General features: G+C 67.6%; 10 protein-coding genes and 1 pseudogene. 9 read left to right on the forward strand and 2 right to left on the reverse strand.

Annotated features, from left to right (window positions below):
* The 3 genes from nusG to rplA form a co-directional block, all read left to right on the forward strand.
* Positions 1–335 (forward strand): transcription termination/antitermination protein NusG (gene nusG, locus ACESMY_RS23000; protein WP_372786973.1); only part of this gene is annotated, 335 nt, incomplete at its 5' end.
* Positions 336–513: 178 nt separating this feature from the next.
* Positions 514–945 carry a 50S ribosomal protein L11 gene (gene rplK, locus ACESMY_RS23005; protein ID WP_372786974.1) on the forward strand — a complete coding sequence of 144 codons (432 nt, stop codon included), beginning with the start codon at positions 514–516 and terminating at the stop codon, positions 943–945.
* Positions 946–948: 3 nt separating this feature from the next.
* Complete coding sequence (gene rplA / locus ACESMY_RS23010) at positions 949–1,635, forward strand: 50S ribosomal protein L1 (protein ID WP_372786975.1); 687 nt, start codon at positions 949–951, stop codon at positions 1,633–1,635.
* Positions 1,636–1,695: 60 nt separating this feature from the next.
* Here rplA and ACESMY_RS23015 read toward each other — a convergent pair whose 3' ends face one another.
* Positions 1,696–2,904: an acyl-CoA dehydrogenase family protein gene (locus ACESMY_RS23015; protein ID WP_372786976.1), complete on the reverse strand. Its 1,209-nt coding sequence runs from the start codon at positions 2,902–2,904 to the stop codon at positions 1,696–1,698.
* A gap of 107 nt (positions 2,905–3,011) precedes the next feature.
* Here ACESMY_RS23015 and ACESMY_RS23020 point away from each other — a divergent pair, with 107 nt between their 5' ends.
* On the forward strand, positions 3,012–3,521 hold the full coding sequence (locus tag ACESMY_RS23020; RefSeq protein ID WP_372786977.1) for a GNAT family N-acetyltransferase: 510 nt from the start codon (positions 3,012–3,014) through the stop codon (positions 3,519–3,521).
* A 10-nt stretch (positions 3,522–3,531) separates the two neighbouring features.
* Here ACESMY_RS23020 and ACESMY_RS23025 read toward each other — a convergent pair whose 3' ends face one another.
* The gene (locus tag ACESMY_RS23025; RefSeq protein WP_372786978.1) at positions 3,532–3,921 is read right to left on the reverse strand and encodes a hypothetical protein; all 390 of its coding nucleotides are present in this window, start codon (positions 3,919–3,921) and stop codon (positions 3,532–3,534) included.
* Positions 3,922–4,269: 348 nt separating this feature from the next.
* Here ACESMY_RS23025 and rplJ point away from each other — a divergent pair, with 348 nt between their 5' ends.
* The 5 genes and pseudogenes from rplJ to ACESMY_RS23050 all read left to right on the forward strand — a co-directional run.
* Positions 4,270–4,785 carry a 50S ribosomal protein L10 gene (rplJ, locus tag ACESMY_RS23030; protein ID WP_372786979.1) on the forward strand — a complete coding sequence of 172 codons (516 nt, stop codon included), beginning with the start codon at positions 4,270–4,272 and terminating at the stop codon, positions 4,783–4,785.
* Positions 4,786–4,830: 45 nt separating this feature from the next.
* The gene (gene rplL / locus ACESMY_RS23035) at positions 4,831–5,217 is read left to right on the forward strand and encodes a 50S ribosomal protein L7/L12 (protein ID WP_372786980.1); all 387 of its coding nucleotides are present in this window, start codon (positions 4,831–4,833) and stop codon (positions 5,215–5,217) included.
* Positions 5,218–5,334: 117 nt separating this feature from the next.
* A complete protein-coding gene (locus tag ACESMY_RS23040; RefSeq protein WP_372786981.1) occupies positions 5,335–6,408 on the forward strand; it encodes a helix-turn-helix domain-containing protein in 1,074 nt (357 codons plus the stop codon).
* Positions 6,409–6,494: 86 nt separating this feature from the next.
* Positions 6,495–7,307: a sterol desaturase family protein gene (locus tag ACESMY_RS23045; protein ID WP_372786982.1), complete on the forward strand. Its 813-nt coding sequence runs from the start codon at positions 6,495–6,497 to the stop codon at positions 7,305–7,307.
* 351 nt (positions 7,308–7,658) lie between these two features.
* Positions 7,659–9,288 (forward strand): annotated as a pseudogene (locus tag ACESMY_RS23050) (DNA-directed RNA polymerase subunit beta); the annotation flags it as partial.

Here is a 9,288-nt window from a genome sequence, read left to right on the forward strand (position 1 = left end):
TGAAGATGGAGCTCACCGACGAGGCCTACCACCTCATCAAGAACACCCCGAAGGTGACGGGCTTCCTGGGCTCCGGCTCCAAGCCGATGCCGGTTTCCGAGAAGGAAGTCGCCCGCATCATCGGCGCCATCGAAGAAGGCGTCGAGCGGCCCAAGCCCACCATCCAGTTCGAGATCGGCGAGCAGGTGCGCGTCACCGACGGCCCGTTCGCCAGCTTCAACGGCTCGGTGGAGCAGGTCGACGAGGAGCGAGCCCGCCTGCGGGTCACCGTCTCGATCTTCGGCCGCGCGACCCCGGTCGAGCTCGAATACAACCAGGTCGAAAAGACCACCTAAGGCGCGCGAATTCCTTGGCGGTTCAACCGGGCTGCGTGTTGTTTCCGCGGCCTATCGCTGATATGAGCGCCGGCTTCGCGGGGTTCGCCCGGCGAACTTCAAATCCGTGGGAGGGGGCGGCCACCGTAACCCGGCACCACGGCTCAACCGGCTCCATCGCGAGCCATGAGGAGAAACGATGGCCAAGAAGATCTTGGGCTATATCAAGCTGCAGGTGCCCGCGGGCGCTGCGACGCCTTCGCCGCCCATCGGGCCGGCGTTGGGCCAGCGCGGCGTCAACATCATGGGCTTCTGCAAGGAATTCAACGCCCGCACCGAGAAGGAACAACGGGGCACGCCCCTGCCGACGGTGATCACCGTCTACCAGGACAAGAGCTTCACCTTCGTCACCAAGACACCGCCGGCGAGCTACTACATCAAGCAGGCGATCGGGCTGAAGTCGGGCTCCAAGGAGCCGGGCCGTTCGGTGGCGGGCAAGATCACCCGCACCCAGCTGCGCGACATCGCCACCAAGAAAATGAAGGACCTCAACGCCAACGACGTCGAGGCCGCCGCCAAGATCATCGAGGGCTCCGCCCGTTCGATGGGTCTTGAGATCGTGGAGCGCTAGGACATGGCAACTTCCAAGCGCGTGAAGGCCTGGACCGGCGACCGCACGGTCTCCCATCCGGTCGAAGACGCCGTCAAACTGGTCAAGGCCAACGCCACGGCCAAGTTCGACGAGAGCATCGAGATCGCCGTCAACCTGGGCGTCGACCCGCGCCACGCCGACCAGCAGGTCCGCGGCGTGGTCTCGCTGCCCTCGGGCACCGGCCGCGACGTCCGCGTCGCCGTCATCGCCAAGGACGCCAAGGCCGCCGAAGCCACCGCCGCCGGGGCCGACATCGTCGGCGCCGAGGACCTGGTGGAGCGCATCCAGGGCGGCTTCATGGACTTCGACCGGGTGATCGCCACCCCCGACATGATGGCCCTGGTCGGCCGTCTGGGTAAGGTTCTGGGCCCGCGCGGCCTGATGCCGAACCCGCGCGTTGGCACGGTCACGCCCAACGTGGCGCAGGCCGTGAAGGACGCCAAGGGCGGGTCGATCGAGTTCCGCACCGAGAAGACCGGCATCATCCACGCCGGCGTCGGCAAGGCGAGCTTCACCGAAGACCAGCTCCTGGCCAATGTGAAGGCCCTGGTCGACGCGCTGAACAAGGCGAAGCCCTCGGGCGCCAAGGGCATCTACATCAAGAAGATCAGCCTCTCGTCCACGATGGGCCCCGGCTTCAAGGTGGACGCGGCCTCGGCCGGCGCCTAGGCGCTTCGACCATCACGACATCGGGGGAGCCGCGGCTACGCGGCTCCCCTTTTTCGTGGCTCAGAGTCCGAGGACCGCCTTGGCCATGATGTTGCGCTGGATCTCGTTGGTCCCGGCGTAGATCGAGCCCGCGCGGTCGTTCAGGTACTTGGCCGCCGCGGTCAGGCTGTGGTCGGGCCCCACATGGCCCTGGTCGGCCGGCGGCGGATAGCCGGGGGTGGGACCGCCGGGCGCCGTCGCGTGCGGCTGGAAGGCGCGGCCGTAGTCGCCGGCCGCCTCGAGCGCAAGCTCCGTCAGCCGCTGGCTGATCTCGGTGCCGACGGTCTTCATCATCGAGGACCGCGCACCGGGCGCGTCGCCCTGCGTGAGGTTGGCCAGGATCTGCAGCTCCACCGCCTCCAGCGCCTCGATCTCGATCGCCAGCGCGTTCAGCCGCGCCGTGAAGCTGCCGCCCAGCCCCTCGGCGGCGGCCATGTGGCGGATGCGCGCCAGCCGCGCCTTCAGGCTTGGCGTGACCACCCCGCCGCCCCGCTCGAACTCCATGAGGTACTTGGCCACGGACCAGCCCTCGCCGACCCGGCCGACGACATTGGCCTTCGGCACGCGCACCTCGGTGAAGAAGACGTCGTTCTGGATGTGCTCGCCGGAGAGCATCAGGATCGGGCTCACTTCGATCCCCGGCGTCGCCATGTCGATCAGCAGGAAGGTGATGCCGCGCTGGGGGATCGCCTCGCGAGAGGTCCTCACCAGGCAGAAGATCCAGTTGGCGAGGTTGGCGCGGGTGGTCCACAGCTTGTGGCCGCTGCAGACGAAATGGTCGCCGTCGTCGACAGCGCTCATCTGCAGCGAGGCGAGGTCGGAGCCCGAACCCGGTTCGGAGTAGCCCTGGCACCAGAAGTGCTCGCCCGACAGGATGCGCGGCAGGTAGTGGGCCTTCTGCTCCGGCGTCCCGTGGCCGATCAGCACCGGCCCGCACATGCCGATCCCCATGGGCGACAGCGGCGGTGCGTCGGCCGCGGCGAACTCGCTGGCGAAGATATAGCGCTGCGCCGAGGTCCAGCCGCAGCCGCCGTGGTCCACCGGCCAGGCCGGAGCCGCCCAGCCCCGGGCGTTGAGGATCGCCTGCCAGGCCATGCTGAGCTCGTGAGGAGCGTAGACACTGGTCATCCGCCGGGTGACGCGGCGCATCTCCGGCGTCAGTTCGGCCTCCAGGAAAGCCCGCACCTCGTCGCGGAAAGCCAGTTCCGCCTCGTTCCATTGGACCCGCATCGTCTGGCCTCCGACCCTCGGGCGATGACGCTATAGGCGTTGACGCCACGTCCGTCTCTGGGCTTAAGGCCCCGGTTCGCGCGCAACGGCGCGGAAGGGAGGCCGTCATGGCCGAGGTCACGCTCGAACCCGTCGGCCGCGAACGCCGCCTGACGCTGACGAACCTTTTCCAGTTCTACGTCCACGACTTCTCGGAGCAGTGGTTCGACCGTCCGGAGGGCGAACTCGGCGAGGATGGCCGGCTGCAGGAATACGACCTGCTCGACAACTATTGGACCGAGCCCCGGCACGAAGCCCTGCTGATCCGGGCCGACGGCCGCCTGGCGGGCTTCGCCCTGGTCAACGCCTATTCCCACTCCGGCCTGCCGCTCGACTACGCGATCGCCGAGTTCTTCGTCGCCCGCAAGCACCGCCGGGACGGGGTAGGGCAGGCCGCGGCCCTGGCGGTCATCGGCCCGCGGCCGGGCCTCTGGGAGCTGGCGGTCGCGCGCCGCAACATCGGAGCCCAGCATTTCTGGCGCCGTGTGGCGGCCCAGTTGGCCGGCGAGGCCGTCGAGGAGCTGGACCAGAACGACGAGCGCTGGAACGGCATCACCCTGCGCTTCCGGGTCGGCTGACCGCCCAGGCCTATTTGCCGATCAGCACCCGCGCCGAGATCAGGCGAGTGATGAGCACCGTGTGCTTGTAGGCGCCCAGGCTGCCGTAGCGGCCGGGCTCCAGCGTGCGGCGGCCGACGAAGCGGAGGTGATAGCGGCGGGTCAGGTCGCCGTTGTCGCCCGGGCGGTCCTCCCACCCTGAAAGCCACAGGGCCTCGGCCTTGGGCGCGCCGTCGGGAAGGAAGACGCTGGTCTCGAAATTGATGGTGAAGTCGCCCTCGAAGACCTGCTCGCCGCCGAGCTGGACGCCTCGCCAGGTCATGCGCGACGCGTCCAGCGCCTCCTCGGCGAAGGCGAGGCCGGAGGCCAGCACCAGACCCATCAGGGCCGCGGCCAGGGCGGCGATCAGCAGGAAACGCATGGTCGAGCCCCCAAGGCCTGTTCGCCGCTTTCCGGTGCGGCAGTTGAGTTTCTGCGCCTCTTCCTGTAAAGCCCCCCGCTCTTAGAGTTTTCGCCGCCTTTCGGGGTTGCGAAGGACGGGGCGCAAGACTTTCCACGCGCCCCATCCTGTCCAAGAACTGCGTAGCCCAGGGGGTCACCCGGGGCCGGAACGTGAGGACGAGCCCGTCCTCAGCCGCAGGGAGACGGGAAGATGAGGTTTCCGCGCACCCTGCTGGGGTGGGCGCGAGGCTGCGGCTTCTCTTTCGGACAGGTTGACTGACCGGCGCATGCACTTTCGCGCGCGCCGAACCGTAAGTTGGAGACCGCAATGGACCGCGCTCAAAAGCAGGAAGCCATCGAGACGCTCAAGGGCGTGTTCGACGGCGCCGGCGCCGTGGTCGTGACCCACTACCTGGGTCTGACCGTTGCGGAAATGACCGATCTGCGGGGCCGTCTTCGTGTTGAAGGCGCCCAGCTGAAGGTGGTGAAGAACACCCTGGTTCAGAAGGCCCTCGGCGGGTCGGTCGGCGAAGCGGGCGACGCCCTCTTCAAGGGCCCGGTCGCCATCGCCTTCGCGCCGGATCCCGTCTCCGCCGCCAAGGTCGCGACCCAGTACGCCAAGGACAACGAGAAGTTCACCGTTGTCGGCGGCCTCATGGGTCAACAGGTGCTGGACAAGGCCTCGATCGCCGCGCTCGCGCGGCTGCCGTCGCTCGACCAGCTCCGCGCCAAGCTCATCGGCCTTCTGCAGGCGCCCGCGACCAAGATCGCCGGCATCATGCAGGCCCCGGCGGGCCAGCTCGCGCGTGTTGTCGGCGCCTATGCCGCCAAAGACGCCGCCTGATCGTCAATTTCGCAAAACATACCGAACCTCAAAGGAACCCATCCCATGTCGAAACTTGAAAAGCTGGTCGACGAACTCTCGACCCTGACCGTCCTGGAAGCCTCCGAGCTCTCCAAGCTGCTGGAAGAAAAGTGGGGCGTTTCCGCCGCCGCTCCGGTGGCCATGGCCGCCGCCGGCGGTGGCGCTGCCGCCCCCGCCGCCGAAGTCGCCGAAGAGCAAACCGAGTTCACCGTTGTCCTGACCGCCGGTGGCGACAAGAAGATCAACGTGATCAAGGAAGTCCGCTCGGTCCGTCCGGACCTCGGCCTGAAGGAAGCCAAGGACCTGGTCGAAGGCGCTCCGCAGAACGTGAAGGAAAACGTCTCCAAGCAGGAAGCCGAAGAAGTGAAGAAGAAGCTGGAAGAAGCCGGCGCCTCCGTCACCATCAAGTAGGTCGACGGCGCGGGGCTTTCCCGTTTAAGAAGATCGAGGGCCGGGGAGCGATCTCCGGCCCTTTTTCATGACTGCGGCTTCACTTTGGCCTCGGCCGCAACATGCTAGGCTCGCCGGGTGAACGATCCCGTCGCCGTCCTCGATCTCTTCGTCCGAGGCCTCGCCGCCGGCGCCATGGCCGCCTGGTCCCTGGGGATCGTGCGCAGCGGTGTCAGCCGGCAGGCGCGGATCGTCACCCTCGCGCTCGGCGTCAGCGTGATCTGTTGGCTGATCACCGAATCCGCCACGCTTCGAGCCGCGTTGGGCGACCTCAACATCCTGGTCGCCCTGGCCTATCCGTTGGGCGGCCTGTTCTGGCTGTTCGTGCTCACCGTCTTCGAAGACGCGCCTTTGACCTGGCCGGCGCTGACGCCCTCGATCGTCCTTGTGGTTCTGGGCTTTGTCATGAACGCGCCGGCGACCGGGAGCGACGGGCCGGTGTGGATCGTCTTCAACGGCTTTTCCGGCCTGCTCGCCGTGCATGCCGGTTTCCTGGTGGCGCGCGGGTGGCGCGACGACCTGATCGAGGGGCGTCGGCGGGCGCGCGCCGTGCTGCTGGGTCTGGTCTCGCTGTTTGTGATCGGTCAGGTGGCGGCCGCCTTCCTGGCGCGCCTCGATCCCACAGGGCCGTGGCACGCGTTCACGATCAGCGGCGCGTTCGGCGGCGCCGTCCTGGCGGCGCTGACGCTTGCGGGCGCCGTGCTCTTCCTGCAGGCTCGTCCGGCCCTGTTCGGTGGAACGCGGCGGATCGAGATGGGGGCCGATCCCCGTGCGGAGGCCGTCGACCGACTGTTGCTGGACAAGCTCGAGGCCTTCGTGGCCGGGGAGGGTTGGCGGCGGGAAGGGCTCTCGATCGGCGACCTCGCCCGCGAGCTCGAGGTCCCCGAGCATCGGCTGCGGCGGCTGATCAACCAGCGGCTCGGCCACCGCAACTTCGCCGACTTCCTCAACGCCTCGCGCGTCGAGGCGGCCAAGCGCCGGCTGGCCGATCCGGGCGAGGCGCGCACCACCGTCGCCGCCATCGCCTTCGACCTGGGCTATGGTTCGCTCGGCCCCTTCAACCGCGCCTTCCGCACCGCCACGGGCGCGACGCCCACCGAGTGGCGGCGCCAGGCGCTGCAGGCTTCGCCGAATCTGGAAGAGGCTGTCTGATTTCAAAACCGGCGAGGGTTTTCCACCCCCGGCGAGACTGAGCGCGATCGATCCGGCCTCCTTGGCGCACAACAAGGAGATCTCTCATGCACACCACACTCCCCGAGATCGGCCATATGTGGGTGAACGGCGTCGCCCACGACGGGCGGCGCTATGCGATCTTCGCCATCGCCGTCTGGTTCACGCTCTGGATCGTGCTCAGCCGCGTCCTGCGCGCGCGCAAGATTCGCGAGGCGACCCCGCCGCCTCTTCAGCTCCTGGTGGAGTTCTTCTTCTCCCTGCGCTCGGTCGCGCTCTTCTCGACCGTCGGCATCGGCATCAGCCTGGCCCAGCGCGCCGGGCTCTACCCGATGGCGGGCTGGGCGCAGCATGCGGGCCTGGCCTGGTTCCTGGCCAGCCTGGTGGCGATGATCGTGGCCCAGGACGCCTGGATCTACTGGTCGCACCGCTGGATGCACCGCCCGCGGTGGTTCCGCACCTTTCACCGCCGCCACCACCGCAGCAACAATCCATCGCCCTTCACGGCCTACAGCTTCGATTTCGGCGAGGCCTTCCTGATGGTCGGGTTCGTGGCCGTCTGGCCGGCGATCTTCCCGACGCCCTGGGGCGTGATCGACCTTTTCATGTTCCACCAGATCTTCCGCAACACCCTGCTGCACGCGGGCTATGAGCTGACCCCGGCGCGGGCGGACGGGCGGCCCTGGTTCGGCTGGCTCACCACCACCACCCACCACGACCTGCACCACGCCCAGGCCGGCTACAACTTCGCGCCCTGGTTCACCTGGTGGGACCGCTGGCTGGGCACCGAGCACCCGGAATACCTGGCGCGCTACGCCGCGATCGCCCGCCGCCCGCTGAAGGCGCCGGCCTCCCCGACGCCGGAGCTCCTGGAGGCCTGATCTCCCCCTCGCAGACCGGCTAGACTGGGGCGGCGTTGGATTTCATCCGGCGCCGCCTCATTTTTCTTTACGGAGGGGGCTTCCCTCCCGGGGCGAAAAGTCTTATCTCCGGCTTCTTCGCGAAAACCCCCGATTCCCGTGACGCGCACGCATGCGCTCTCGTGAGCCGGGGTTTCGTGCGTCAAATGTCCCGAGGCATGGTCCGTCGCCCTCCGACCATGCGAAGGGGCGCTCCCGACGAAACGGGGAGCCTTCCAGCGTCCGGCTTTCCCGCAAGGGGAGGTTGAGGGTGGACGCAGGACATCAATGACCGACGCCGGGAGTCCGTTCCCGCGTCCTCAAGGGACACACATGGCGCAATCCTTCACCGGCAAGAAGCGGATCCGCAAGTCGTTCGGCCGCATCCCTGAAGCCGTGCAGATGCCGAACCTGATCGAGGTTCAGCGCTCTTCCTACGAACAGTTCCTGCAGCGCGAGACGCGCTCGGCGGACCGGAAGGACGAAGGCATCGAGGCGGTCTTCAAGTCGGTCTTCCCGATCAAGGACTTCAACGAGCGCGCCGTGCTCGAATACGTCTCCTACGAGTTCGAGGAGCCGAAGTACGACGTCGAGGAATGCGTCCAGCGCGACATGACCTACGCGGCGCCCCTGAAGGTGAAGCTGCGCCTCATCGTGTTCGAGACCGACGAGGAAACCGGCGCCCGCTCCGTGAAGGACATCAAGGAGCAGGACGTCTACATGGGCGACATCCCGCTGATGACGGAGAAGGGCACCTTCATCGTCAACGGCACCCAGCGCGTCATCGTCTCGCAGATGCACCGCTCGCCCGGCGTGTTCTTCGACCACGACAAGGGCAAGACCCACGCCTCGGGCAAGCTGCTGTTCGCCGCCCGGGTGATCCCCTACCGCGGCTCGTGGCTCGACTTCGAGTTCGACGCCAAGGACGTGGTCTACGTCCGCATCGACCGCCGCCGTAAGCTGCCGGCCACCACCTTCCTGATGGCGCTGGGCATGGACGGCGAGGAGATCCTCTCGACGTTCTACAACACGCTTCACTACGCCAAGCGCGTGGAGAAGAAGGGCGCCGCCGGCGGTTGGGCGACCGCCTACCAGCCGGACCGCTGGCGCGGCGTGAAGCCGGAATTCCCGCTGATCGACGCCGACACCGGCGAGGAAGTGGCCCCGGCCGGCACCAAGATCTCCGCCCGCAACGCCAAGAAGTTCGCCGACGCGGGCCTCAAGACCCTGCTGCTGGCCCCCGAGGCGCTGACCGGCAAGTACCTGGCCCGCGACCTGGTCAACTTCCAGACCGGCGAGATCTACGCCGAGGCCGGCGATGAGCTGAACCCCGAGCTGCTGGCGGCCCTGGAAGAGCAGGGCTTCGACAACCTCGACGTGCTCGACATCGACGACGTCACGGTCGGCGCCTACATCCGCAACACCCTGCGCGTCGACAAGAATACCGCCCGCGAGGACGCGCTGTTCGACATCTACCGCGTCATGCGCCCGGGCGAGCCGCCGACGGTGGAAGCGGCTGAAGCCATGTTCAAGTCGTTGTTCTTCGACAGCGAACGCTACGACCTCTCCTCGGTCGGCCGCGTGAAGATGAACATGCGCCTGGAGCTCGACTGCCCCGACGACGTGCGCGTGGTCCGCAAGGACGACGTGCTGGCGGTGCTCAAGACCCTGGTCGGCCTGCGCGATGGCCGCGGCGAGATCGACGACATCGACAACCTCGGCAACCGCCGGGTGCGTTCGGTCGGCGAACTGCTCGAGAACCAGTACCGCGTGGGCCTGCTGCGCATGGAACGCGCGATCAAGGAGCGCATGAGCTCGGTCGATATCGACACGGTCATGCCGCACGACCTGATCAATGCGAAGCCGGCTGCCGCGGCCGTGCGCGAGTTCTTCGGCTCGTCCCAGCTCTCGCAGTTCATGGACCAGACCAACCCGCTGTCGGAAATCACCCACAAGCGCCGCC

The organism is Phenylobacterium sp. (genome assembly GCF_041691455.1).
GTDB lineage: Bacteria > Pseudomonadota > Alphaproteobacteria > Caulobacterales > Caulobacteraceae > Phenylobacterium.